A 22,963-nucleotide genomic window follows, 5' to 3' on the forward strand; every position below is an offset into this window, starting at 1 on the left:
GGGTAGCCGTACCGGGGGGGGTAACCGTGACAGGGATATCCGTGGTGCTGCTATAGGTGACTGTGCCGTCGTCGTTGCGCATCAACATGCCGGCTATGGTTCGTTTTTCGTCGACGGTGATCGATTGATTACGTCGACCGACGATAATAAGGTCGTACTTTCCCGGTGCCAGCCCAGTGAATTTATAAATTCCATCTTTGTTCGTCACGGTCGTAAGTGCGCTGCCATCGGGATGCTTCTTCACGACGACGACGACATTCGGAATAGGTTCACTGGCCGCCATTGCCGCCGAGCTCAGCAGCGTGAAAGCCAATCCAAGGACGAGCGCGCGCGTGCCAGCGTATGCCGACGAAAGTCTTACTTTTTTTTCTTCGGCGTTTATGACACGGCTATGCTGGTAGTTGATTTCGCTGCTCCTCATTGGAGGTTGGGTGATGGATCATTCAATTTCGAAATACTTGTCAATTCGCTCGGTGGTTTTGATACCGCCCGGTTTGACGGTGAACAGCCTTAGCGGCAAGGGTCCGGAAATGGACTATCTCGGCCCCATCGCTCCGCTGCCCGTGCTTGCAGTGCCCGTCATCGAAGGACGGGAAAGGGGGCCGGAGCCGATGGTTTGCTGTTGATTGAAGCCACCGCCGAAAGTTTGACCGCCTGAGCCGCTGCCGCTCATTTGTGAGCTGAATCCGCCGGACAGGCTGCTGGCGCTGCCGGTACCGCCTGCGGGACCCATGCCAGTGCCGCTACCGAAGCCGATAACCGGGTTGGGTACAGTTTGCTCCGCAACTATGGCGGTGCCGACCGCCTGGTTGAATCCAGGTTGAGCCGCTGCATTGATGGGGCCGATGGCGATGAAGGCGTATGCCGCTGTGAAAATTGCAGGTTTGATTTTCATTTCAATGACCTTTCATTGGGGTTGAACCTCGATGGCAAGAGGCATTAAGCTCTACAAGCTTGAGGCGCAGTGGGCAGGTTTTTGGTTGTCGATTTAGCTTGCGGAGCTATCAATAACTGAAATTCAGGCCTACCGACACCGTGTGGTTGGTATAGGCTGTTCCGGCCAAATTGGAATCATTGCGCCCATAGGCGTAGCCGCCGCTCAGATACCAGTTTTTCGCCACCCGCTGTGTCACCTCGGCGAACAGCGTTTCCGATTTGCTGACAAAAAGCGTGGCACCCTTGAAATCACGCGTAGCGTGGCTGTAGCCGAGGTTGACGAACGTGTCCTTGAGCGGCAGGTAGCCCAGATTCACGCCGTAGGTTTCGCCGGTGTAGCTGTAGCCACTGAGGTTGGCTTTGGAGTCCTCATAGTCGCCAAACCCTTTGACCCAGACAGTCGGGCTCAATTGCTTCTTGATTTCAAGGGTTCCGCCGAAACCTTTGGAGTCGCTCGCGGTCTGCTGGGTGTAGCGAGTAAAACCGCGAGCCGTGACCTGCCCCGACCAGGTGGGGGAAAGCTGCTGGTAGAGCCCCGCGCTCGCCACCAGCATGGAACTGTTGAGGTTGTTGAATTTGTTGTAGGCAGAAGACAGGGCACCGATCTGACCGATGAAGTAGCGGGTTTGCGCGTCATCCAGCGGGGTGAAGTACACTGCAGAAGTGCTCAGTGTAAGGTAGTTGTCGCTGAGCTGATTCGGGGTATTTGGCGCGCCGTTGACGTTGTTGTCATGGGACAGCTTGGCACCCGCATTGAAGGTGACTTCGGCTTGCGCCGGGCCGACCAGAACCGCCAAAACGGAGGCAAAGACGAAAGCAGGGGCCAAATTAAATCTCACTGGCATGGCCGTTCTTCTTTATGGTTTGAGCTTCTTGCAAAACGTTCGAACTGAGTGGGTTTAGCCGCCGATGGGGCAGGGATGGACGGCCATTGCTGGCAAGATGGAGATTCCAAAGACCTCGGCGGTGCCCAAATGCATAGTATGCCACTCCAAGAATATTGCAACAACTTGTGAGGGACTTGCAGAATTCAAAACCACAGCCGCCCGTAATTGATCTTGCCGCTGACAAACGGACTCCATAGCTGATGTAAAAATTCAGCAATTGGAGAACATTGATGAGCAAGAGAAGCGACGGGCAGGCCTGGGGCAAGTACACCCTGGAATTCAAACTGGAGGCGGTGCGCCTGGTCAAAGGCGGGCAAGCCCGTGCCTTGTTTTTTGCCTCAAGCTGCGGTTAATTCGACTGGTTTGTCGAATTCTGTAAGTCCCTCGCATGATCACACTTTTGTAAGAATCGTGCTTTTCGATCGACTGACTTCAGACAACAACCCACAAAGGCGGCTTTGGGTACGCGAAAATTGATCATTGCCGCGCTCCTGCTGGCCGGCATAGGCGCTTTTTTGCGTTTGATCTGGGGCGCTATTTCAGTCTGACCTTTGTCAAGGAAAGCCAGGCTTTGTTTGCAGCGCTATATGCCGAGCAGCCGGTGCTTCTGGCACTCGGTCTCTTTGCCGCTTGTGTGGCTGTGACCGCGCTGTCCCTGCCTGGGGCTGCCATCATGACGTTGGCCGCAGGTGCCAGTTTCGGCCTGGTGATGGGTACGGTGCTGGTGTCTTTCGCTTCGACCCTGGGCGCGACGCTGGCCATGCTGGCGGCACGTTACCTGCTGCGTGACAGTATTCAGGCACGTTTTGGTCGGCGCCTGGATGAAGTCAACCAAGGCATCAAAAAAGAGGGCGCGTTATACCTCTTCACGCTGCGGCTGATCCCGCTGGTGCCGTTTTTTGTGCTGAATCTGCTGATGGGCCTGACCCGCATCAGGACCTGGACTTACTTCTGCGTCAGCCAGTTAGGCATGTTGGCCGGTACCGTGGTGTATGGGATCGCGGGTACGCAGATCGCCAAAATTGATTCGCTGCAGTCAATAGCCTCTCCAGCGCTGATCGGTTCGTTTGTGTTGCTGGGCCTGCTGCCGCTGCTGGTCAACAAGGTATTGCAATTTTGAAGTGACCCGTTATGGCATGGACGACCTGGACCGCGCCATTGCCGACAGCGAGGCCAGGGGCTTTGTCAAAGTGCTGACGGTTCCAGGCAAGGACACCATTTTGGGGGTGACAATTGTGGGTACCCATGCGGCTGACCTGCTGGCCGAGTACGTGCTAGCCATGCGCCACGGCCTGGGCCTGAACAAGGTGCTGTCAACCATCCACACCTACCCCACGCTGGCTGAGGCCAACAAGTACGCGGCTGGTGAATGGAAGCGCGCGCACCAGCCCAAACGCCTGCTTGAGTGGGTGCGCAAATACCATGACTGGAAGCGTGGTTGACGGGAGCCGAGGGTGTTGCAGTTGCTATGTTTTTGATAGCTTCTTACGCTTGTGCGACGGGGGCTAAAGGCATTTTTTAATAGCTCCATTACTTTGCTGGGCAAGGGTTGGAGGTAAAAAAAGGCATGAAAAAACCCGCACAAGGCGGGTTGATTCACAAGCGCGGAGTGCTTACTTCTTGACGGGTTCGGTCTTGGTGTCGGCTTTGGGTGTCACGGCGGCCTTCACGTCCTTGGCAGTTTCCTTGACCGCATCCTTGGTTGCGACGGCGGCGCCTTTCGCGGCATCCTTGGTGGCCACGGCCGCATCCTTGGCTTTTTCAGTCACCGGTTTGGCAGCTTTGGGGTCGGCCTTGACATCGGCTTTGCCGCCGGCCTTGTAGCTGGCGCCGTTGACCGTCATGCCTTCGGCCGAGAACTTGGCCGCGCTGTCGGTGCCTACGCCTTTGACGCGGGTGACAAAATCATTCCAGTCCTTGAAGGGCGCCTTCTTGCGCTCGGACATGATCAGTGCGGACTTGACCGGGCCAATGCCCTTGATGCTGTCGAGTTCGGCAGAGGTGGCGGTATTGACATCGACAGCGGCAAAGGCCATGGCGACATACAGGGTGGCGACGAAGGCCAGCAGTTTCTTGAACATCGGGAAGCTCCTCATGGTTGTTGAAAGCGGATGATCCTTCCTGCGAATCAGGAAGTCCCGCTTTTAACGGTTGCGCAGCCCCAAACGTTGACCGGGGCGACGGGAACCCCCAGCATACGGCCTACAGGCCCTTGGGCCAGCTTGTTCATGTAAGCAGATACACCTGTCTGGACATCTGCAAACGAATGCTTACAGCCTACCGCCCGCAGGGCCGTCAAATCCGCTTGGGTGTAACTCTGGTATTTGCCCACCAGGGCGGGCGGGAAGTCGATGTAGTCGATCATGCCGCCGTGCGCGGCTTCTTCCAGGCTCAAGGGCTTTTCACCCTGGTGGTGGCGCAGCGTGTTGACAACCGCGAGCGCCACATCGTTGAAGGGCTGGGCCCGGCCGGTGCCGAGGTTGAAGATGCCGCTTGCTTCCGGATGGTCGAGGAACCACAGGTTGACGGCAACCACGTCGTCGATGAAGACGAAGTCGCGCATCTGCCCGCCAGGGCCGTAGCCGCCGTACTCGCCAAACAGCTTGACCTTGCCTTCCGTGCGGAACTGGCTGAACTGGTGGAAGGCGACGCTGGCCATGCGACCCTTGTGTTGCTCGCGCGGGCCGTAGACGTTGAAATAACGAAAACCTGCCACCTGGGTTTGCGCATTTTTGAAAAGCGGGCCCAGCTCGCGCCGCAGCCGCTGGTCGAACAGCAGCTTGGAGTAGCCATAGACGTTGAGCGGCTTCTCGAACTCGGGCGACTCGCGGAAGGTGTCCGAGCCGCCGTAGGTGGCCGCCGACGAGGCATAGATCAGCCGCGTGCCTTGGGCCTGGCAGGCGTCGAACAGGTCGCAGGACAAGGTGTAGTTGTTGTCCATCATGTACTTGCCGTTGGGCTCCATGGTGTCGCTGCAGGCACCCTCATGGAACACGGCCTCGACCTCGCCGAAAGCCGCTTCGGCAAACAGGTCGTAAAAGTCATCGACGTCGATGTACTCGGCAATCTGCAGGTCCGCCAGGTTGCGGAATTTGTCGCCATGGGTCAGGTCGTCCACCGCGATGACGTCGTCGATGCCGCGCGCGTTGAGGCCCTGGATGATGTTGGCGCCGATAAAACCTGCGGCACCCGTGACGACGATTTTCATGTGAAGAGTTCCTCGTAACTGACGGTTGCAGTGCCGAATTTGCCGACCACGATGCCGCTGGCGCGATTGGCCACCGGCACCGCCTCGCGCAGACTCAGGCCGGCGGCCAGCATGGCGGCCAGTGTGCCGATTACCGTGTCGCCGGCGCCTGTCACGTCAAACACCTCGCGTGCCAGCGCAGGCACATGAAGCTGACCCTGGGCGTCGAACAGCGTCATGCCTTCCTCGCTGCGGGTCAGCAGCACGGCTTGCAATTGCAGGTCCTCGCGCAGCCTGTGCGCGCGCAATTGCAGGTCCGCCTCATCGTGCCAGGGGCCGATGACCTGTTCAAGTTCGGCGCGATTCGGTGTGATGGCCGTGGCATTTCGGTAGCGTGAGTAGTCCGATCCCTTGGGATCGACCAGCACCAACTTGCCGGCGGCGCGGGCCTGGCCAATCATCAGTGCGATGTGTGCCAGGCCACCCTTGCCGTAGTCAGAGAACAGCACGGCGTCGTGCTGCGGCAGCAGTTTGTCGAAGGCGGCCGACTGCGAGGCCAGCACTTCGTTTTCAGGCGTGTTTTCAAAATCCAGCCGCAGCAACTGCTGCTGACGCCCGATCACGCGCATCTTGACGGTTGTCTTGAGCTGCGGGTCGCGCCCGAAGCAGGGCGTGATGCCAGAGGCGGCCACCAGCGCTTCGAGCTGGTGGCTGGCTTCATCATCACCGACCACGCTCAGCAGCGAGGCGCGGGCGCCGACGGTCACGATGTTGTAAGCCACATTGGCAGCGCCGCCCATGCGTTCTTCCTGGCGCGTCACGCGCACCACCGGCACCGGCGCTTCGGGCGAGATGCGGTCCACCGCGCCATACCAGTAGCGGTCCAGCATGGCGTCGCCGACCACCAGCACACGGGCCTTGGCCAGCTGTTCACGCGTTAAAGTCGTATGTGTTGTCATGTGTATGGATTCTTACACCAGCGGACACTGCGGAACCGGCTTTGCCGGGCCGCTGGTGTCGCCCCCTGCAAGGGGGAAGGCGCAGCGAAGCGAAGCCACGGGGGTGTGCAATGTCATAGTTCTTCGATCCGCCGCGCCGGGTAGCTGTCCCAGGCCTGGCAACCTGGGCAGTGCCAGAAGTGCTGGGTCGCCTCGAAGCCGCAGGCCGCGCAGCGGTAGCGCAGCAATGGTTTGGTGGCTTTGTCCAGCGCCCTTTGAAGCAGCCCGTGCTGATGTTCGTTGCCCAGTTTTTCACCCGCAATCCACTTGGCCGCAGCGACCAGCGAGGCTTCGCGCTCAAGGTGCCGCCCATACCACTGGCGCGCCTCGCCAGCGGCAATGTCCAGCCGGATGATGGCCTCCAGCAGATCGAGTGAAGGCAACTGGGCGTAACTGGTTTTGAGCAGTTCCAGGGCAGCGGCCTGCTGCCCGCCTTGCTGCGCAATGTTGACCAGCAAGCCAGCGGCAAGCGGCAAGGCCTGCGGGGCATTTTGCGCAAGCGTGCCCAGACTGGCGAAGGCCGCAGCGTGCTGGCCCAGCTGGGTCTGGAGTTTCGCCAGATCAATCAGCGGACGGGGCGAGGCCGGCGCCAGTGCAACTGCCTGTTGCAGGCTGTCCAGCGCCTGCGCCGTGGCCCCCGATGCGGCTGCGGCCAGGGCCTGTTCACACAGGTAGTGCGCCTGCCGGTTGCTGAAGCTGCCCTGGCTGGTACTGTCAAGCTTGCCAGCGATCTCGGTCGCGTGGTCCCAGTCGCGTGAACGTTCGTAAATCGACAGCAGCGCCAGCCGGGCTTCTTCCTCGTAAGGGGTGCCCTCGAGCTTTCGCAGGGCGACCTCGGCGCGGTCCAGCAGGCCGGCCTTCAGGAAGTCGAGCGCCAGCGCGTGCTGCGCGCGGTCGCGCTCGGGCTGGGTTAGGTCGCCGCGCGACATCAGGTGTTCGTGCACGCGCACCGCGCGTTCGTATTCACCGCGGCGGCGAAACAGGTTACCGAGCGCGAAATGCAGCTCCGAGGTGTCGGGGTCGTTCTGCACCGCCTCGATGAAGGCGTCGATGGCCTGGTCCTGCTGCTCGTTGAGCAGGAAGTTCAGGCCTCGGAAGTAGGCCTTGGGCGCCTGCCGGTTTTCGATGCGCATCTGCCTCAGGTCAAGGCGGGAGGCCAGCCAGCCGAGGGTGAAGGCGATGGGAAAGCCGAGCAGGACCCAGGTGAAGTCAAAGTCCATGGTGCATGGTGGAGGGGTTCTCGCTGAGCTGGCTTTGCTGGCTGAGGCGTGTGCCCCGGCGTTTTTTCCACCAGCGCGGCATCATCATCAGGATGCCGGCCGCCAGGCCAAAAGCAAACGTGACCAGCACCACCAGCACCAGCGGCGCCTGCCAATGTGTTCCGAAAAAGAAATTGACGGAAACGACCTGCTGGTTGTTCAGCGCGAACGCAAAAAGCGTAAAAAAAATGGCTGCCTTGAGCAGCCACATCAGGTATTTCACGTCGGGACCCCTTGTGGTGCGGCAATTGTAGCCAGCCCGAACAGGGAAAGCGCTTATTTGGCTTTGGGCGCCAGCATTTCTTCGGTGCGGGTGTCCACCGCTTCACGCAAGGCTTTGCCTGGCTTGAAGTGGGGCACGCGTTTTTCCGGGATGGCCACGCTTTCGCCGGAGCGCGGATTGCGCCCCATGCGGGGCGGGCGCCGGTTGATGGAAAAGCTGCCAAAGCCTCGGATCTCGATCCGGTGCCCACGCACCAGCGCGTCGCTCATGGCGTCAAGAATCGTCTTGACGGCATATTCGGCATCGCGGTGTGTTAGCTGGCCGAATCGGGCCGCCAGTTCTTCGACAAGATCGCTTCGGGTCATGGGAATGTGGGGACAGCGAAATGGCGTGCCGTTCCGGAGAGGGGGCAGGCCATTCGCAGAAGTCCGTTTATTTCTCGGTGTTGTCCAGCTTGGCGCGCAGCAGGGCGCCCAGGCTCGTCAGGCCGGCGCTCTCGCGCGAGGACTGCTGGCTCAGGGTGGCCATGGCTTCTTGCTGGTCCGCGTTGTCCTTGGCTTTGACCGACAGCTGGATGTTGCGGGTCTTGCGATCCACGTTCACCACGACTGCCGACACTTCATCGCCTTCTTTCAGCACGTTGCGTGCGTCTTCAACGCGGTCACGGCTGATTTCGCTGGCACGCAGGTAACCAATGATGTCTTCGCCCAGATCGATCTCGGCGCCTTTGGCATCCACCGTCTTGACCTTGCCGGTCACAATCGCGCCTTTGTCGTTGATCGACACAAAGGTGGTGAACGGGTCAGAGTCAAGCTGCTTGATGCCCAGCGAGATACGCTCGCGGTCTACATCGACAGCCAGCACAATCGCTTCGACTTCCTGGCCCTTTTTGTAGTTGCGCACGGCAGCCTCACCAGGCTCGTTCCATGACAGGTCAGACAGATGCACCAGGCCGTCGATACCGGCAGCCAGGCCAACGAACACGCCGAAGTCGGTGATCGACTTGATCGGACCCTTGACGCGGTCGCCGCGCTTGGTGTCCTGCGCGAACTCTTGCCATGGGTTGGCCTTGCACTGCTTCATGCCCAGGCTGATGCGGCGTTTGTCTTCGTCGATCTCGAGGACCATGACTTCAACTTCATCACCCAGGGTGACCAGCTTGCTTGGGGCTACGTTTTTGTTGGTCCAGTCCATTTCGGACACGTGGACCAGGCCTTCGATGCCGGGCTCGAGTTCCACAAACGCGCCGTAGTCGGCAATGTTGGTGATCTTGCCGAACAGGCGGGTGCTTTGCGGGTAACGGCGGTTCACGCCCATCCATGGGTCGTCGCCCATTTGCTTCAGACCCAGCGAGACACGGTTTTTCTCGGTGTCGAACTTGAGGATCTTGGCGATGATTTCCTGGCCAGCCGTGACCACTTCGCTTGGGTGACGCACGCGGCGCCATGCCATGTCGGTGATGTGCAGCAGGCCGTCGATTCCGCCCAGGTCCACGAAGGCACCGTATTCGGTGATGTTCTTGACGATGCCCTTGACGGCAGAGCCTTCTTTCAGGGTTTCCATCAGCTTGGCGCGTTCTTCGCCCATGCTGGCTTCGACCACGGCGCGGCGGCTCAGCACCACGTTGTTGCGCTTGCGGTCCAGCTTGATGACCTTGAATTCCATGGTCTTGTTCTCATACGGAGACAAGTCCTTGATCGGGCGGGTGTCGATCAGCGACCCGGGGAGGAAGGCGCGGATGCCGTTGACCAGAACGGTCAGGCCGCCCTTGACTTTGCCGCTAGTCTGGCCGGTGACGAATTCGCCGGATTCCAGGGCTTTTTCCAGGCTCATCCACGAAGCCAGGCGTTTCGCCTTGTCGCGGCTCAGCAGGGTGTCGCCGTAGCCGTTTTCGACGGAGTCGATGGCAACAGACACAAAGTCGCCGACCTGGACTTCGAGCTCGCCCTGGTCGTTTTTGAATTCTTCGAGGGGAACGTAGGCCTCGGATTTGAGTCCGGCGTTGACGACGACGTGGTTGTGGTCGATACGCACGACCTCAGCGGTGATGACTTCACCGGTACGCATTTCAGAGCGTTTCAGCGATTCTTCGAATAGGGCGGCAAAAGATTCAGACATTGATATTTCCTAGTCCACAGAGCAGGGTTCCAATAGCGGAATTGCTATTGTTTTTAGAGCTGACTGCGGCGATTTGGTGCGGGTGACCGCAGTTAAGTTAATGATCCTGCTGACCGAAGCACTGGCGTGCCTACAAAAAATGTACAGGGGTCAGAAGGGCCGGGTGCGTTGCCAGAGTTGCAACACCTGGGCCACCGATTCTTCGATCGACAGCTCGGAGTTGTCCAATAGCGCAGCGTCATCAGCGGGTTTCAAAGGAGCTGCTTGCCGTGACATGTCGCGGGCGTCGCGGGCCTCCAAATCCTGCTGAATCTCAGCGATTGTAGCCGAAATTCCCTTTGAAATCAACTGCTTATGGCGCCGTTCGGCACGGTGGCGGGCGCTTGCCGTCAAGAAGATTTTCAGCGCGGCGTCCGGAAAGATCACCGTGCCCATGTCCCGGCCGTCAGCCACCAGCCCCGGCAGTTGCCTGAAGCCGTGTTGCAGGTCCACCAGTGCCAGACGTACGCTGGGCAGGGCCGAGACGCGCGAGGCATTCATGCCCCCCTCCTCGGTGCGGATCGCCTCGGTTACATTTTGTTCGCCCAGCAAAACCTTGCCTTCTGAGAAGCGGACCGGAAGCTGGCGAGCCAGGGACGCAATAGCTGCCTCCTGTTCCGCAGTGATGGCCAGCCCGGCCTGCGTGGCAGCGAGCGCCGTAATGCGGTACATCGCGCCGGAATCGAGAAAGTGGTAACCCAGTTTTTGAGCCACCACCGCAGCGACCGTGCCCTTGCCGGAGGCGGTCGGGCCGTCGATGCAGATCACGGGGATGAGTTCTTGCGCGGTACGTGTCACGGAAAACAGGGTTTCAAAATAATCGGGGAAAGTCTTGCCGACGCAGCGCGGATCCAGGATTCGGATGGGAAGCCGGGCGGAATTAAAAGCTGCCAGCGAAAAACACATCGCGACGCGGTGATCGTCGTAGGTGTGAATCGGTGCGCTAGTCCACTTCACTGGCGGCGTGATGCGGATGAAGTCCGCGCCTTCCTCGACGCTTGCACCCAGCTTGCGCAGCTCGCAGGCCATGGCGGCGATGCGGTCAGTTTCCTTGACGCGCCAACTGGCGATGTTGCGCAGCGTGCTGGTGCCGTCGGCGTACAAGGCCATCACGGCCAGGGTCATGGCCGCATCGGGGATGTGGTTGCAGTCCAGGTCGATAGCCTTGAGCGGCCAGGCGCCGCGGCGGATGCGCAGGCTGTTGGCGCTGGCGTCGATGCTGGCGCCCATTTGCCGAGCTGCCTCGATAAAACGAATGTCGCCCTGGATGGAAGCTTCGCCCAGACCCGAGATTTCTATGCCATTTTGGACCTCAGCCCATGCCCCTATTGCCCCAAGTGCTATGAAATAGCTAGCAGAAGAAGCGTCGCCCTCGACGTGAATGGTGCCGGGGGAACGGTAGCGGCTGCCGACCGGAATGGTGAAACGCTGCCAGCCCTCGCGCCGGACGGCGATGCCGAAGCGCGCCAGCAGGTTCAGCGTGATTTTGATGTAGGGCCGGGAGATCAGCTCGCCGACCACGTCGATGTGGATGTCGCGTCCAGACAGCAGGGGCAGCGCCAGCAGCAGGGCGGTCAGGAACTGGCTGGAGACATCGCCGCGCACGCGGATCGGGGCATCCAGCATCAGTTGGCCGGTGCGGATGCGCAGCGGCGGAAAGCCGTCCTCGCCCAGGTAGTCGATGGCGCAGCCGAGCCCGCGCAGCGCATCGACCAGGTCGCCGATCGGCCGCTCATGCATGCGAGGCACGCCCGAAAGTTCAAAGTCGCCGCCCAGCAGGGCGAGTGCCGCAGTCAGGGGCCGCATCGCCGTGCCGGCGTTGCCCAGATAGAGCTTTGCCTGTTGCTGCACCGGTCGGCCACCCAGGCCGGTGATCACGGCCGTGCTGCCGTTTTCCTCGACGCCGCAGCCCAGTTGCCTCAGCGCGGCCAGCATCACGGCGGTGTCGTCGGAGGCCAGCAAGTCGTGTACCGTGGTGCGGCCTTCGCTGAGCGCCGCAAGCAACAACACGCGGTTGGAAATGCTTTTGGAGCCGGGCAGGTGAACGGTGCCACCAGCACCCGTCAACGCTGGAATGTCCAGGAAGGCGGTGTCGAACATCTATTTAAGCGATTTCGGCGAGCTGATGCGCCAGTTGGCGCGTGTATGGCTGGCTTTTTCGATCCGGTCTTCCAGCGCATCCCCGTCGGCGGCTGCGATCAGTTTTTCCAGATCCTGCAGAGTGCTGTGGAAGATTTTGGATTGCTCCAGCAACTCTTCCTTGTTGGCGATCAGGATGTCGCGCCACATCTTGGGATCGCTGGCAGCGATACGCGTGAAGTCCCGGAAACCGGGGCCCGCCAGCGACAGGTAGTCCTTGCCCTGGGCTTGGCCCGAAATGCTGTTGATCAGCGCAAAGGCAATCAGGTGCGGCAGGTGGCTGACGGCGGCGTAGGCGGCGTCATGCGACTGGGGCGACATCTTCACCACGTTGCAGCCCAGGGCGGTCCAGACATTGACTGCTTTTTCGAGCTGGACGGTGAAGGTGCGTTCGATCGGCGTCAGGATGACCTGCTTGCCGAAGTAAAGATCCGGGTCGGCATGCTCCACGCCCGAAACTTCCTTGCCGGTAATCGGGTGTGCCGGCACAAAGCAACCCAGGTGGTCGCGCAGTACGCGGCGTGCCGCATCCACCACGTCGCGTTTGGTGGAGCCGACGTCCATGATCAGCGTGGTGGGGCCCACCAGATGGCGGATGGCCTTGAAGGTGGCCTCGGTTGCCGAGACCGGCACCGCCAGCAGCACGATGTCTGCGCCGGATACCGCCAGCAGGGCCGAGGGCGCTTCCACGTCAATCACACCCATCTGGCGCGCTCGCTCGGTGGTGGACGGCGACTTGCTGTAACCGACCACACGCTTGACCAAGCCGGCGCGTTTGAGGGCGAGCGCGAACGAGCCGCCCATCAGGCCGCAACCGATGAGTCCCAATTGTTCAAACATGAAGGGGTGCCCGGGTGGACGGTAGATATTTCATTTTTTTCAATCGGCTATCGGATAGGTACCCAGCACTTTGTAAAACGCGCAAAGCTGCTGCAGGTCTTTCAAGGCGGCGGCAACATGCGGCTGCGAGGGGTGACCCTGCAAATCGATGTAGAAGAAATACTCCCACTGGCCCGAGCGGGCAGGGCGGGACTCGAAACGCGTCATCGACACGCCGTGGGTTTTTAGTGGAACCAGAATGTCATGCACGGCGCCGGGCCGGTTCGGCACCGAAACGATCAGGCTGATGCAGTCCTTGCCAGAGGCTTCAGGCGCGTCCAGCACCTGCGGCAGACAGATCACGGCAAAGCGGGTGCGGTTGAAGGCGTCGTCCTGGATGGCATGGGCGCCAATGTGCAGGCCGAATTCCGATCCGGCGCGTTCGCTCGCAATCGCAGCCCAGGCCGGGTTGCCAGCGGCCAGGCGCGCGCCTTCCGCGTTGCTGGACACCGCGCGGCGCTCGGCGTCGGGCAGATGCGTGCCCAGCCAGCCCTGGCACTGAGCCAATGCCTGGGCATGGGCCAACACCACGTCGACGCCCTCAAGTGTGGGCGACAGGCGCAGCAGGTTGTGGCGCACCAATAGACTGGTTTCACCGATGACATGCACCGGGGAGTTGAGAAACAGGTCCAGCGTGCGCGTGACCACGCCTTCGGTGTTGTTCTCAACCGGCACCACGCCGAACTGGGCCGTGCCTGAGGTCGCGGCGCGAAACACCTCGTCAAAACTGGCACAGGGCACATGCTCGATGCTGGAGCCAAAAAACTGCACGGCGGCTTGTTCGCTGAAGGTGCCGGCAGGCCCCAGGTAGGCCACGCGCTGCGGTGCTTCGAGCGCGCGGCAGGCCGACATGACCTCGCGCCAGATATAGGCAATGCTGTCGTCCTTGAGCGGTCCGGGGCTGCTTGTCTGCAGGCTGTGAATCACCTGGGCTTCGCGCTCCGGTCGAAAAACTGGCGAGCCTTCATGCCGCTTGATGTCGCCGACCTCATTGGCCAGTGCCGCACGCTGGTTCAGCAGCATCAGCAATTGCTGGTCCACGGAATCGATTTGCTGGCGGAGTTGCTGCAGGGTCTGGGTCATGTCGGGTCAGTATCGGGCAAGGCGTTTGCGCCGGGGCCCTGGCACTGCGAGGGACGGTGCTAGGGCTTGGACGCGAGGATCACTTTTTCTGTGGCTGTGGTTTTGCGGCCGGTGCTGCAGGCGCTGAGCCCACAATCTTGCTCGCTGCCACATCAAACTGTTTGGCGCGGGCGAGAATGTCTGGCTGCGTACTTGCCACAAGTTTTTTCACGAACACATCCACCAGTTCTGGGGTGGCAGCCTTGTATTTTTTGATGACAGGCGACTCGAAAAAGGCGGCCAGCTGTTTGAGCTCGTCCAGGCTGAAACGCTCCATGTAGGCCGGTACCAAGGCTTCGCTGTTCGCCTGCCCGACCTTGCTGGTGATGATTTTGTTGGCGTCAGAGGCAAATTTGGCAAGTTCTGCATTGAACTCCTCCGTGGCCTTGGCTTGACGCGCTTTGGTTACCGTGGTGTCAAAGCGTGGTGCCCAGCCGGCGACGATGTCCTGGGCGGCTGTGCCGACCAGTTGCCCCACGAGGCCGTCCAGGTCGGCCTGCTGCAGGGCGACCACTTTGGTGGCCCACTCCAACTTGGGATCGTTGGCGGTCTGGCCAGCGGCGGAGAACGTACAGCCTGCGATCAGCAGGGCTGTCAGTAGTTTTTTCATTCAGGGGTATCCGGGTTGGAGGTGTTGGCAGGATCGCCTTCGCTATCGTTGTCGTCCAGTGTCGCGTCGTTTTCGACGATGCGCTGCAGGCCGCTGAGCTGGGAGCCTTCGTCCAGGCCGATCAGGGTGACGCCTTGGGTGGCGCGCCCCATCTCACGTATTTCGCTGACGCGGGTGCGAACCAATACACCCTTGTCGGTGATCAGCATGATTTCATCGTCCACATGCACCAGCGTCGCCGCGACCACCTTGCCGTTGCGTTCGCTTTGCTGGATCGCGATCATGCCCTTGGTGCCGCGGCCATGGCGCGTGTATTCCTGAATGGAAGTGCGCTTGCCGAAGCCGTGCTGGGTGGCAGTCAATACGCTTTGCTGCTCGTCCTCGGCGACCAGCATGGCAATGACGTTCTGCCCCGGCTCAAGCATCATGCCGCGCACGCCGCGCGTATCGCGGCCCATGGGGCGTACATCATTTTCGTCGAAACGCACCGCTTTTCCGCCATCGGAAAAAAGCATCACGTCATGTTTGCCGTCGGTCAAGGCTGCGCCGATCAGGAAGTCGCCCTCGTCCAGCTTGACCGCGATGATGCCGCCCTTGCGCGGATTGTTGAACTCGTCCAATGCCGTTTTCTTGACCGTGCCCATGGACGTCGCCATGAACACGTACTGGTCGGCCGGGAACGTCCGCTTTTCACCTGTCAGGGGAAGCACCACCGTGATTTTTTCGCCTTCCTGCAGGGGGAACATATTGACGATGGGCCGGCCGCGCGAGCCGCGCGAGCCGGCCGGCACTTCCCAGACCTTGAGCCAGTAGAGCCGGCCGCGGTTGGAGAAGCACAGGATGTAGTCATGCGTATTGGCAATGAAGAGCTGGTCCACCCAGTCGTCTTCCTTGGTGGCGGTAGCCAGCTTGCCGCGGCCACCACGTTTTTGTGCCCGGTATTCCGACAGTGGCTGGCTCTTGATGTAGCCGGTGTGCGACAAGGTGACCACCATGTCTGTCGGGGTGATCAGGTCTTCGGTGCTGAGGTCAAACGAGCTGTGTTCGATGTGGCTGCGGCGCGCGCCCAACTTGGTCTGGCCGAACTCCTGGCGGATGACCGACAGCTCTTCGCCAATGATGGTCGAGACGCGTTCCGGCCGCGCCAGGATGTCCAGCAAATCGTCAATTTCTGCCATCACTTCCTTGTACTCGGCGACGATCTTGTCCTGCTCCAGGCCGGTCAGGCGCTGCAGGCGCATTTGCAGGATTTCCTGGGCCTGCGTGTCGGACAGTCGGTACAGGCCGTCGCTGCCCATGCCAAATTCCTTTTCCAGTCCATCAGGCCGGTAATCGTCGGCATTGACCACGCCGCCGTCGGTGCGGGTGCGCGTCAGCATCTCGCGAACCAGGCTGCTGTCCCAGGGGCGCAGCATCAGCTCGGCTTTGGCGACGGGCGGCGTCGGCGCGTTGCGGATGATGGCAATGAAATCATCAATATTGGCCAGCGCGATGGCCAGGCCTTCGAGCACATGGCCACGCTCGCGTGCCTTGCGCAGGGTGAAGACCGTGCGACGCGTCACCACTTCGCGGCGGTGCGACAAAAACACCTGGATCAGGTCCTTCAGGTTGCACAGCTTGGGCTGGCCATTGACCAGCGCCACCATGTTGATGCCGAAGGTGTCCTGAAGCTGCGTCTGCTTGTACAGGTTGTTCAGCACCACCTCGGGCACTTCGCCACGTTTGAGTTCAATCACCAGGCGCATGCCTGACTTGTCGCTTTCATCCTGGATGTGGCTGATACCCTCGATTTTTTTCTCGTGAACCAGCTCGGCCATGCGCTCCTGTAGCGTCTTTTTGTTGACCTGGTAGGGCAGTTCGTCAACGATGATGGACTGGCGCTGGCCCTTGTCGATGTCTTCAAAATGGCAGCGCGCACGCATGACCACCTTGCCGCGGCCGGTGCGGTAACCGTCCTTGACGCCATTGATGCCGTAAATGATGCCGGCGGTGGGAAAGTCGGGTGCCGGAATGATTTCCATCAGCTCGTCGATGCTGGCCTGCGGGTTTTTCAGCAGATGCAGGCAGGCATCAACGACTTCGTTGAGGTTGTGCGGCGGGATGTTGGTGGCCATGCCCACCGCAATGCCGCCGGAGCCGTTGATCAGAAGGTTGGGAATACGCGAGGGCAGGACCAGCGGCTCTTTTTCGCTGCCGTCATAGTTGGGTCCGAAATCGACGGTTTCCTTGTCGATGTCAGCCAGCATTTCCTGGGCAATCTTGGCCAGCCGAATCTCGGTGTAACGCATGGCGGCCGGGTTGTCGCCATCGACCGAGCCGAAGTTGCCCTGGCCGTCCACCAGCATGTGGCGCAAAGAGAAATCCTGCGCCATCCGCACGATCGCGTCATAGACCGACTGGTCGCCGTGCGGATGGTATTTGCCAATCACGTCGCCGACAATACGCGCCGACTTTTTGTAAGGCCGATTCCAGTCATTGTTCAACTCATGCATCGCGAACAGCACTCGCCGGTGCACTGGCTTGAGACCATCGCGGGCATCCGGCAGGGCGCGCCCGACGATCACGCTCATCGCGTAATCAAGGTAGCTGCGCCGCATTTCCTCTTCAAGACTGATGGGGAGGGTTTCTTTGGCAAACTGGGTCATGAGAGGCCTGAATTGGAATTCGCAACGCGCGGAGAGAAGATAAGCCCGCTGATTTTAAGGCCTGCTTCGAGCTTAGCCGGGGTGTGGCAAGCCCGCAACAAAAAACAAAGATTCTTGATTCTGTGTCGGACGAAGCCGCTACCGCGCTTGAACCGCGAATGAGCTATGGCACAATAACTGTAACGCTTTGAGTGATGGTCACTTACGGCGTGCATTTAATTCGCAGCGAGTCTGCGGCTTTTCTCTAGAGGAGAACCATGAAGAAACTCAACAAAGTGGCAATGTTGTTTGCTTCCGCAGCGCTTGCAACCGCCGCTGGTGCACAAACAATTGACAACTGGAAAAACGGCACAAACGAGCTGGTTTGGAAAAATGGCACCAACGAACTGTGCTGGCGCAATGGCTTCTGGACCCCCGCTACCGCCGCTCCAGGCTGTGATGGTGCTATCGTGCCGGTTCCTGCACCCGCGCCTGCTCCCGCTCCCGCTCCCGCTGCCGCACCTCCCCGTCCTGCTCCTCCTGCAGTTGTGGCTCCTCCTGCAGCTACTAAAGTTACTTACGCTGCTGACGCCTTTTTCGATTTCGACAAGTCTGTGCTCAAGCCTGAAGGCAAAGCCAAGCTCGACGACCTGGTTGGCAAGATCAAAGGCATCAATCTTGAAGTCATCATTGCTGTCGGTCACACCGACGCCGTGGGTAGCGACTCCTACAACCAGAAGTTGTCGGTCCGCCGTTCAGAAGCTGTCAAGGCTTATCTGGTGTCCAAAGGCGTCGAGAAAAACCGCGTTTACACCGAAGGCAAAGGCGAGAAGCAGCCTGTTGCCGACAACAAGACCGGCGAAGGCCGCGCGAAAAACCGTCGCGTGGAAATCGAAGTGGTTGGTACCCGCGCCAACAAGTAATCCCTCGCGGATCGCTTAAAAAACCGCGCTACGGCGCGGTTTTTTTATGTCCGGACGATAATCACCCCATGCAAACCACTGAAAATGCCGACCCGGTCGAACTGGCCAAATTCTCCGACCTGGCCCACCGCTGGTGGGACACCGAAAGCGAGTTCCGGCCCCTACACCAGATCAATCCGCTGCGCCTGGGCTGGATTGAAAACCTGGCGCCGCTCAAAGACAAGCGCGTTCTGGATATCGGTTGCGGCGGCGGCATACTGGCCGACGCCATGGCCAGACGCGGCGCGCAGGTGTTGGGCATTGACCTGGCAGCCAAGGCCCTTAAAGTGGCCCAGTTACACGCGCTTGAGGCCGGAACCCAGGGGGTTGAGTACCGTGAAGTCAGCGCCGAGGCCCTGGCGCTGGAGGACCCGGGCGGGTTTGATGTGGTTACTTGCATGGAGATGCTGGAGCATGTGCCCGACCCGTCCTCGGTGGTTCGCGCTTGCGCCACCCTGGTCAAGCCGGGCGGTCACGTGTTTTTCTCCACCATCAACCGCAATGCCAAGGCTTTCCTGTTTGCGATTGTCGGGGCCGAGTACGTGTTAAGTCTGCTGCCGCGCGGCACCCACGAATACGCCAAGTTCATCAAACCGAGCGAGCTGGCGGGCTATTGCCGCAGTGTGGGCCTGAACCTGCAGCACACCCGCGGCATGGAATACAACCCGCTGAGTCAGCATTACTGGCTCAGCGCCGATACCAGCGTGAACTACCTGCTGGCCACGCAGAAGGCCTGACATGTTTCACCGGATAGAGGCCGTGCTGTTTGACCTGGACGGCACGCTTATCGACAGTGCGCCCGACCTCGGCGCCGCTGCTGACAAGATGCGCACCGACCGGGGGCTGGCGCCGCTTCCGCTGGTTGACTACAGGCCGATGGCCGGTGCCGGTGCCAGGGGCATGCTGGGCGTGGCTTTTGGCCTGACGCCCGAACATGCCGACTACGGGGCACTGAAAGAAGAGTTTTTTGCAAACTATGAAGCCTGCATGACCGAACGCACCTACGCCTTTGACGGGGTATCCGAGCTGATAGCCCGGATTGACGGCGCCGGACTCAAATGGGGCGTGGTCACGAACAAATCGGAGCGCTTCACCTTGCCGCTGACCTGCCGTATGCCCCTGTTTGTCACAGCGCGGGCCATCATCAGCGGTGATACCACGCCACATGCCAAGCCGCATCCGGCGCCCCTGCTCGAAGCGGCCCGTCAGCTCAACGTTCAGCCGGGCCGCTGTGTGTATGTCGGAGACGACGAGCGCGACATTGTTGCCGGCCGCGCCGCCGGCATGCCGACCGTGGCCGCCTCTTACGGTTATCTGGGTGCGATCGCCGACACACTGCACTGGAAAGCCGACGCCACGATTGTTTCGCCGACCGCGCTCTTGAATTTGCTGCGTTTGGCGTAAACTAGGATGCCTGGGGCTGCATTGGTTTCGACGTGGGTTCGGACGCGGTGTGGTGCATGTCGAGCTGAATGTGCTCGTAAAACTGATTCAAACAAACTAACTGCAAACGACGAACGTTTCGCACTCGCTGCTTAATTGCCAGTGAGCTTTACAACAGCAGGCCGATGGGCTGGGCAAGGGGTGTTTAGCGCAAGTTGAACGCTCCCGGCTGTAAAGATAATTTCATCGGCTGGCACCTAGCTGGGTACCTTAGCTAGGGGCAAGAAAATAGGGTGCTGGCGTCCTGTGTAGCGTGCGACTGCGCGACACAGGTGGCGAGACTTAAATCAGACCGCTAAACATGTAGATCTGCCCGAACAAGGCTTGCGGACGGGGGTTCAAATCCCCCCAGCTCCACCATTTTTTTTCCAATCCCGGCCTTTTTTGGCCGGGCTTTTTTCTGTGCGCTGCAGCTCAAAGCTGCGACCCCAGCAACAGCGCCAGCCGCTCCATCGCGCGCTCTTTCAGGGGGCGATTGGCCCACTCCTCATAAGTGATGCGGCGTGTGCGCTTGAGATCGTCTTCAAACACCTGGGTCTGACGCGCGGCGAAGGTGGTGTCAAAAACGTTGAGGTTGGCCTCGTCGTTCAGCCGGAATGAGCGGTTGTCAAAGTTGGTCGAGCCGACCGAGACCATCAAATTGTCGATGATCATGACCTTGCAGTGGTACATGGTCGGCTGGTACTCATAAATCTCGGCGCCCGCTTTGAGCAGTGGGCCCCAGCTACCGCGCGATGCGGCGCGCACGGTGCCGGTGTCGATGATCTCGCCGGGCGTGATGATGCGCAGCTTGACACCGCGTTTGAGCGCCTCGGTCAGCGCACGGGTGGTCAGGTCGTCGGGCACAAAATAAGCACTGGACAAATCGATGCTGCGTGAAGCCGCTGTGATGGACAGCAGGTACATCAGCTGCATGCTCTCGCTACCGCCCGACGGCGAGCTGGAAAACACCTGCGCGCGACTGCTGCCGGCCACCGACAATGCGGGAAAGTAAGCCTCGCCATGCATCACCTGCCCGGTGACCTTGAGCCAGTTGTCCATGAAAACCGCCTGCATCTGCGCCACGGCCGGGCCCTCGATGCTGAAGTGCGAGTCGCGCCAATGCTCGGCGTCCTGTCCGTTGCCGGTCCACTGGGGTGCAATACCTACGCCGCCGGTAAAACCGGTCTTGCCGTCCACCACCAGAAGCTTGCGGTGCGTACGGTTGTTCATGCGGCCCCAGTTGTACCAGTGGGGTTTGTGAAATTTGCGTATTTCCACCCCCGCCGTCTCCATTTTTTCAAGAAACGAGTCGTCAATCTTGGCGCTGCCGACCCAATCCAGCAGCACATGCACCTTGACGCCGGCGCGCGCCCGCTCGGTCAGTGCGTCGGCAAACTCCCGGCCAATGTCGCCCGACCAGTAGATGTAGGTTTCAAACGTGATGCTGCGTTTGGCGCCGCGTATTGCTGCCAGCATGGCCGGAAAGATCTGGTCGCCATTGAGCAGCTCTTGGGCGCGATTGCCGCCCACGATTGCGGGGCCCAATAGCGAACCCATGGCCCGCAGGTATTGCGGATCGTCGGTGTTGTAGAGGCGGGGCAGTTCCCGATCGACATTTTTCTCGCCGGTGGTGAAGTTGGCGGCCAGCAGCACCACGGCCAGCGTGGCGAAAAAAGTGATGAGAATGGTCATGACTAGGCGTTTTTTCTTGATCATCGTGGTGGTGCTCATGCCCTGCGGTTGGAGGAAAGACGTTGCGCCGGCGCGCACGACAGGGCAATTTATAACGCGTGCGCGCCAGCTGCAGCGGGAAGCCGTCGCTTTGGCAAGTAGGCGGGCGGCGCGTCACACGGTCTGAGCTTGGTTGTATGCGATGATTTTTGCTGGTTGTAACTTATAATCCACAAAGACAATGTTTGAAATCCTTGACTACCTGCGTCCCGACGGCCAAGACCCCTATCTAACGTGGTTGAGTGGGTTGAATGACAGGCACGCGCGGGCCCGCATTCTGGTTCGGGTGCAGCGCATGGCCGCTGGCAATTTCGGGGACTGCAAGGCGCTACAAAGCGGCGTATGGGAGCTTCGTATCGACCACGGACCAGGCTACCGCGTGTATTACGCGCAAGCTGGAAAACGCCTGATTCTGCTGCTGGTTGGAGGCGACAAGCGCAAGCAACAGACCGACATTGCAGCCGCGCTTGAATATTGGCAAGATTGGCAACACCGAAGGAAAGCAACATGAAAACAGCCAAATCCCCAGCATCCCGCTCACATGATGCCGCTGTGGTCGACATGCTCAAGGCCGACCCCGAGTTTGCCGATGCCTACCTGGCTACCGCACTGGAGGAGGCTGACCAGCCGGGCGGGCAAACTGCGCTGCTCGCGGCGCTCAGGCATGTTGCCGAGGCTCAGGGTATGGCCGCCGTGGCCGAGCGCGCGGGAATTCCCCGTGAGAGCCTGTACCGCGCTTTGTCGCCCAGGGGCAACCCGACGATCAAGACGCTGCTTGCGGTGATGGGGGCTGCTGGTTTGCAACTGGCTGTGACACGAGGGTGAATACGCGGTAAACGCACGTACCTAAACACTGACCTGGTGGTTCCGAGTGTCTATGTGGGATATTGAGGAACGCAAATGGCGAAACAAAATTTGAAAATTTCAGAACCATAGCTAATTGACCAAAAAGATCCAGATAATTTTCTTGTAATTCCAGATTTTGGTGTCAATCCTGTTGATGTCGCTTTCGAAGGTTTTGCGTTTCCAATCGTCACCCCAAGCTCCAACGAGCTGCGGGAACGGCATGAAAACATTCGCGAACTGGTCAAGTTAATAAGATCGAAGATTCGTAAGCAATTCAATTCATTGGCTGACGTACGGGCCGCGCATCTTCGCGTGTTGGATGTGCTCTACCCGCAAGATGGAAGTCTATCGAACGAAAACGAAGTTGAGCACTTATCCCACCAGGACAAGTGCGCGTCCTTTTATATGTTTACGATGCAGTCGCTGGACAGCGCGACCAGCGATTACGTCTATGCGGGCTTGTCGAAATCCGCTGGGAACGCTGCGCTTAATCTGAGTCGCGCTGCATTGTGGATAGCGCAATGGACGGATAGCGATGTTGGCTCTCTTTCTCAATCTTTGCGGGAAGCGGCCGAGGCAAGCTCAGATCGTGCGCGAAAAGCAGCAGATGCACGGCACAATAAACCAGGCGGCAGCAGACAGAAGCAGGATGCGATACGCGCTGCATGGGCCACGGGCAAATACACCAGCAGAGACATTTGTGCAGAGCAAGAGTGCGCAGCGCTGATGATGTCTTTTTCAACTGCACGCAAAGCACTTAGAAATACGATTAATCCGTCCTAGCCGGTGCGCAGGACAGGCTAGCCGCAGCATTGCATGAGGTATTCCCGCAAAGGCCAGAAAGCCAAACACTAACCTTGTTGCAGCAATCTTGCTGCTTCAATCGCAACAAGTGCGGGAGGGTTCAGTCGTGACTATTGTGAGAGTGCCAGTCATTGCCGCTGGGGTGGCGCACTGTGGTTGCGTGTACCCCTTGAG

Annotated in this window: 24 protein-coding genes, 1 other RNA gene and 1 pseudogene; 10 read left to right on the plus strand and 16 right to left on the minus strand. The window is 59.8% G+C overall.

Features of this window, described 5'->3' with window-relative positions:
* The 3 genes from Q8O29_RS04420 to Q8O29_RS04430 form a co-directional block, all read right to left on the minus strand.
* On the minus strand, nt 1–421 hold a 421-nt coding region (locus Q8O29_RS04420; RefSeq protein WP_305560848.1), incomplete at its 3' end, for a carboxypeptidase-like regulatory domain-containing protein.
* Nucleotides 422–535: 114 nt separating this feature from the next.
* On the minus strand, nt 536–895 hold the full coding sequence (locus tag Q8O29_RS04425; protein ID WP_305560849.1) for a hypothetical protein: 360 nt from the start codon (nt 893–895) through the stop codon (nt 536–538).
* A 109-nt stretch (nt 896–1,004) separates the two neighbouring features.
* Nucleotides 1,005–1,781, minus strand: a complete 777-nt coding sequence (locus Q8O29_RS04430; RefSeq protein ID WP_305560850.1) for a hypothetical protein — start codon at nt 1,779–1,781, stop codon at nt 1,005–1,007.
* A gap of 272 nt (nt 1,782–2,053) precedes the next feature.
* Between Q8O29_RS04430 and Q8O29_RS04435 the strand changes: the two genes are divergently transcribed.
* The 3 genes from Q8O29_RS04435 to Q8O29_RS04445 all read left to right on the plus strand — a co-directional run bounded on the left by Q8O29_RS04435 (nt 2,054) and on the right by Q8O29_RS04445 (nt 3,265).
* Nucleotides 2,054–2,176 carry a hypothetical protein gene (locus Q8O29_RS04435; protein ID WP_305560937.1) on the plus strand — a complete coding sequence of 41 codons (123 nt, stop codon included), beginning with the start codon at nt 2,054–2,056 and terminating at the stop codon, nt 2,174–2,176.
* Between the two features lie 218 nt (nt 2,177–2,394).
* Nucleotides 2,395–2,943: a TVP38/TMEM64 family protein gene (locus tag Q8O29_RS04440; RefSeq protein ID WP_305560851.1), complete on the plus strand. Its 549-nt coding sequence runs from the start codon at nt 2,395–2,397 to the stop codon at nt 2,941–2,943.
* 1 nt (nt 2,944) lies between these two features.
* A complete protein-coding gene (locus tag Q8O29_RS04445) occupies nt 2,945–3,265 on the plus strand; it encodes a hypothetical protein (RefSeq protein WP_305560852.1) in 321 nt (106 codons plus the stop codon).
* 171 nt (nt 3,266–3,436) lie between these two features.
* Here Q8O29_RS04445 and Q8O29_RS04450 read toward each other — a convergent pair whose 3' ends face one another.
* The 12 genes and pseudogenes from Q8O29_RS04450 to gyrA form a co-directional block, all read right to left on the minus strand.
* The gene (locus Q8O29_RS04450) at nt 3,437–3,904 is read right to left on the minus strand and encodes a helix-hairpin-helix domain-containing protein (RefSeq protein ID WP_305560853.1); all 468 of its coding nucleotides are present in this window, start codon (nt 3,902–3,904) and stop codon (nt 3,437–3,439) included.
* 125 nt (nt 3,905–4,029) lie between these two features.
* Nucleotides 4,030–5,031: pseudogene (gene rfaD, locus Q8O29_RS04455) on the minus strand (ADP-glyceromanno-heptose 6-epimerase); the annotation flags it as partial.
* Nucleotides 5,028–5,969 (minus strand): D-glycero-beta-D-manno-heptose-7-phosphate kinase, encoded by a 942-nt coding sequence (rfaE1, locus tag Q8O29_RS04460; RefSeq protein ID WP_305560854.1) that lies wholly within the window; start codon nt 5,967–5,969, stop codon nt 5,028–5,030. The gene rfaE1 and the pseudogene rfaD, both read right to left, overlap by 4 nt.
* 113 nt (nt 5,970–6,082) lie before the next feature.
* Complete coding sequence (gene lapB, locus Q8O29_RS04465) at nt 6,083–7,228, minus strand: lipopolysaccharide assembly protein LapB (RefSeq protein ID WP_305560855.1); 1,146 nt, start codon at nt 7,226–7,228, stop codon at nt 6,083–6,085.
* On the minus strand, nt 7,218–7,490 hold the full coding sequence (locus Q8O29_RS04470; protein WP_305560856.1) for a lipopolysaccharide assembly LapA domain-containing protein: 273 nt from the start codon (nt 7,488–7,490) through the stop codon (nt 7,218–7,220). Before Q8O29_RS04470 ends, lapB begins: the two co-directional genes overlap by 11 nt.
* 53 nt (nt 7,491–7,543) lie before the next feature.
* Nucleotides 7,544–7,855: an integration host factor subunit beta gene (locus Q8O29_RS04475; protein ID WP_305560857.1), complete on the minus strand. Its 312-nt coding sequence runs from the start codon at nt 7,853–7,855 to the stop codon at nt 7,544–7,546.
* Between the two features lie 67 nt (nt 7,856–7,922).
* A complete protein-coding gene (rpsA, locus tag Q8O29_RS04480; protein WP_305560858.1) occupies nt 7,923–9,608 on the minus strand; it encodes a 30S ribosomal protein S1 in 1,686 nt (561 codons plus the stop codon).
* Nucleotides 9,609–9,758: 150 nt separating this feature from the next.
* Nucleotides 9,759–11,747, minus strand: coding sequence for a bifunctional 3-phosphoshikimate 1-carboxyvinyltransferase/cytidylate kinase (locus Q8O29_RS04485; protein ID WP_305560859.1), 1,989 nt, complete (start codon nt 11,745–11,747; stop codon nt 9,759–9,761).
* Entirely contained in the window at nt 11,748–12,626 is an 879-nt protein-coding gene (locus Q8O29_RS04490) for a prephenate dehydrogenase/arogenate dehydrogenase family protein (RefSeq protein WP_305560860.1), read from the minus strand.
* Nucleotides 12,627–12,665: 39 nt separating this feature from the next.
* Nucleotides 12,666–13,748 carry a prephenate dehydratase gene (gene pheA, locus Q8O29_RS04495; RefSeq protein ID WP_305560861.1) on the minus strand — a complete coding sequence of 361 codons (1,083 nt, stop codon included), beginning with the start codon at nt 13,746–13,748 and terminating at the stop codon, nt 12,666–12,668.
* Nucleotides 13,749–13,827: 79 nt separating this feature from the next.
* Nucleotides 13,828–14,397 (minus strand): DUF2059 domain-containing protein, encoded by a 570-nt coding sequence (locus tag Q8O29_RS04500; RefSeq protein WP_305560862.1) that lies wholly within the window; start codon nt 14,395–14,397, stop codon nt 13,828–13,830.
* Complete coding sequence (gene gyrA, locus Q8O29_RS04505) at nt 14,394–17,042, minus strand: DNA gyrase subunit A (protein ID WP_305560863.1); 2,649 nt, start codon at nt 17,040–17,042, stop codon at nt 14,394–14,396. Before gyrA ends, Q8O29_RS04500 begins: the two co-directional genes overlap by 4 nt.
* Nucleotides 17,043–17,299: 257 nt before the next feature.
* Between gyrA and ompA the strand changes: the two genes are divergently transcribed.
* From ompA to ssrA, 4 genes are all read left to right on the plus strand, one after another.
* Nucleotides 17,300–17,944: an outer membrane protein OmpA gene (ompA, locus tag Q8O29_RS04510; RefSeq protein WP_305560864.1), complete on the plus strand. Its 645-nt coding sequence runs from the start codon at nt 17,300–17,302 to the stop codon at nt 17,942–17,944.
* Between the two features lie 68 nt (nt 17,945–18,012).
* Nucleotides 18,013–18,720: a bifunctional 2-polyprenyl-6-hydroxyphenol methylase/3-demethylubiquinol 3-O-methyltransferase UbiG gene (gene ubiG / locus Q8O29_RS04515; protein ID WP_305560865.1), complete on the plus strand. Its 708-nt coding sequence runs from the start codon at nt 18,013–18,015 to the stop codon at nt 18,718–18,720.
* Between the two features lies 1 nt (nt 18,721).
* Entirely contained in the window at nt 18,722–19,387 is a 666-nt protein-coding gene (locus tag Q8O29_RS04520) for an HAD-IA family hydrolase (RefSeq protein ID WP_305560866.1), read from the plus strand.
* Between the two features lie 12 nt (nt 19,388–19,399).
* Nucleotides 19,400–19,786: a transfer-messenger RNA gene (gene ssrA, locus Q8O29_RS04525) on the plus strand.
* A 54-nt stretch (nt 19,787–19,840) separates the two neighbouring features.
* Here ssrA and Q8O29_RS04530 read toward each other — a convergent pair.
* Complete coding sequence (locus Q8O29_RS04530; protein ID WP_305560867.1) at nt 19,841–21,139, minus strand: phosphatidylserine/phosphatidylglycerophosphate/cardiolipin synthase family protein; 1,299 nt, start codon at nt 21,137–21,139, stop codon at nt 19,841–19,843.
* 181 nt (nt 21,140–21,320) lie between these two features.
* Here Q8O29_RS04530 and Q8O29_RS04535 point away from each other — a divergent pair, with 181 nt between their 5' ends.
* The 3 genes from Q8O29_RS04535 to Q8O29_RS04545 all read left to right on the plus strand — a co-directional run bounded on the left by Q8O29_RS04535 (nt 21,321) and on the right by Q8O29_RS04545 (nt 22,768).
* Entirely contained in the window at nt 21,321–21,650 is a 330-nt protein-coding gene (locus tag Q8O29_RS04535; protein WP_305560868.1) for a type II toxin-antitoxin system RelE/ParE family toxin, read from the plus strand.
* Nucleotides 21,647–21,964 (plus strand): addiction module antidote protein, encoded by a 318-nt coding sequence (locus tag Q8O29_RS04540; protein ID WP_305560869.1) that lies wholly within the window; start codon nt 21,647–21,649, stop codon nt 21,962–21,964. Before Q8O29_RS04535 ends, Q8O29_RS04540 begins: the two co-directional genes overlap by 4 nt.
* Nucleotides 21,965–22,300: 336 nt before the next feature.
* Nucleotides 22,301–22,768, plus strand: a complete 468-nt coding sequence (locus Q8O29_RS04545; protein ID WP_305560870.1) for a hypothetical protein — start codon at nt 22,301–22,303, stop codon at nt 22,766–22,768.
* The last annotated feature ends 195 nt before the right edge of the window (nt 22,769–22,963 follow it).

It is taken from the genome of Polaromonas sp. (assembly GCF_030689685.1).
Classification (GTDB): Bacteria; Pseudomonadota; Gammaproteobacteria; order Burkholderiales; family Burkholderiaceae_C; genus Polaromonas.

Bases quoted from the DNA above. Each gene is read 5' to 3' on its own strand.
- Q8O29_RS04530 (WP_305560867.1), bottom strand. From the start codon at position 21,139: ATGAGCACCACCACGATGATCAAGAAAAAACGCCTAGTCATGACCATT.
- Q8O29_RS04500 (WP_305560862.1), bottom strand. From the start codon at position 14,397: ATGAAAAAACTACTGACAGCCCTGCTGATCGCAGGCTGTACGTTCTCC.
- Q8O29_RS04490 (WP_305560860.1), bottom strand. From the start codon at position 12,626: ATGTTTGAACAATTGGGACTCATCGGTTGCGGCCTGATGGGCGGCTCG.
- Q8O29_RS04540 (WP_305560869.1), top strand. From the start codon at position 21,647: ATGAAAACAGCCAAATCCCCAGCATCCCGCTCACATGATGCCGCTGTG.
- lapB (WP_305560855.1), bottom strand. From the start codon at position 7,228: ATGGACTTTGACTTCACCTGGGTCCTGCTCGGCTTTCCCATCGCCTTC.
- rfaE1 (WP_305560854.1), bottom strand. From the start codon at position 5,969: ATGACAACACATACGACTTTAACGCGTGAACAGCTGGCCAAGGCCCGT.
- ubiG (WP_305560865.1), top strand. From the start codon at position 18,013: ATGCAAACCACTGAAAATGCCGACCCGGTCGAACTGGCCAAATTCTCC.
- Q8O29_RS04485 (WP_305560859.1), bottom strand. From the start codon at position 11,747: ATGTTCGACACCGCCTTCCTGGACATTCCAGCGTTGACGGGTGCTGGT.
- Q8O29_RS04520 (WP_305560866.1), top strand. From the start codon at position 18,722: ATGTTTCACCGGATAGAGGCCGTGCTGTTTGACCTGGACGGCACGCTT.
- rpsA (WP_305560858.1), bottom strand. From the start codon at position 9,608: ATGTCTGAATCTTTTGCCGCCCTATTCGAAGAATCGCTGAAACGCTCT.
- Q8O29_RS04425 (WP_305560849.1), bottom strand. From the start codon at position 895: ATGAAAATCAAACCTGCAATTTTCACAGCGGCATACGCCTTCATCGCC.
- gyrA (WP_305560863.1), bottom strand. From the start codon at position 17,042: ATGACCCAGTTTGCCAAAGAAACCCTCCCCATCAGTCTTGAAGAGGAA.
- Q8O29_RS04535 (WP_305560868.1), top strand. From the start codon at position 21,321: ATGTTTGAAATCCTTGACTACCTGCGTCCCGACGGCCAAGACCCCTAT.
- Q8O29_RS04475 (WP_305560857.1), bottom strand. From the start codon at position 7,855: ATGACCCGAAGCGATCTTGTCGAAGAACTGGCGGCCCGATTCGGCCAG.
- Q8O29_RS04450 (WP_305560853.1), bottom strand. From the start codon at position 3,904: ATGTTCAAGAAACTGCTGGCCTTCGTCGCCACCCTGTATGTCGCCATG.
- Q8O29_RS04430 (WP_305560850.1), bottom strand. From the start codon at position 1,781: ATGCCAGTGAGATTTAATTTGGCCCCTGCTTTCGTCTTTGCCTCCGTT.
- Q8O29_RS04435 (WP_305560937.1), top strand. From the start codon at position 2,054: ATGAGCAAGAGAAGCGACGGGCAGGCCTGGGGCAAGTACACCCTGGAA.
- pheA (WP_305560861.1), bottom strand. From the start codon at position 13,748: ATGACCCAGACCCTGCAGCAACTCCGCCAGCAAATCGATTCCGTGGAC.
- ompA (WP_305560864.1), top strand. From the start codon at position 17,300: ATGAAGAAACTCAACAAAGTGGCAATGTTGTTTGCTTCCGCAGCGCTT.